Origin of the sequence: Haloferax sp. Atlit-4N (assembly GCF_003383025.1) — an archaeon.
GTDB classification, from domain to species: Archaea; Halobacteriota; Halobacteria; order Halobacteriales; family Haloferacaceae; genus Haloferax; species Haloferax gibbonsii.
Genome location: NZ_PSYY01000049.1, coordinates 1 through 564, shown reverse-complemented (window position 1 = coordinate 564; position 564 = coordinate 1). Strand labels below are relative to the sequence as shown.

Annotated in this window: 1 protein-coding gene; it reads left to right on the top strand. The window is 69.7% G+C overall.

The features are described 5' to 3' along the window. Positions 1-564, top strand: a 564-nt coding sequence (locus C5C07_RS21440) for a hypothetical protein (protein ID WP_158546621.1), incomplete at both ends; no start/stop codon positions are given.

Sequence of the window (564 nt, the reverse complement as noted above, 5' to 3'; positions counted from 1 at the left end):
CGTCGACGTCCCGGCGGGCGAGCACACGCTCACCGTCGAGCAGCTAGCGGTCGACGGCACCACGGTCGTGGCCTCGATCACGCACACCTTCACCTCCGCGCCGATACCGGTGGCCACCGTCGAGATCACGTCCCTCCAGGACGGTTCCGTCAGCGACTGGACGGAGCTCGTCATCTCGGGCCCCGCGAGCTCGAACGTCGATCCCACTGTCCAGATCTACGTCGACGGCGTCATCACCACCGGTGCGACAGCCTCGGACGGGCAGTGGTCCGCCCCCCTCAGCGTCGGCTGGGGCACCCACGAGATCTGCGCCCGCATGACCGACTGGCAGGGCAACCAGATCGCCGACCACTGCATCGTCCACACCGTGGCACTCCTCGACACCAGCCTGAGCATCACCTCGCCCGCGGACGGCAGCCTCCAGCAGACCTTCGTCACCGTCGAGGGCGCGTGCACCGGCGACCTCGACGTCGACCTCGCCGTCGACGGCGTGCAGGACCAACGCCGCCAGTGCCTCGCGGGCCGTTCGGGCTTCAACGTCTTCCTCAGCGACGGGCCGCACCC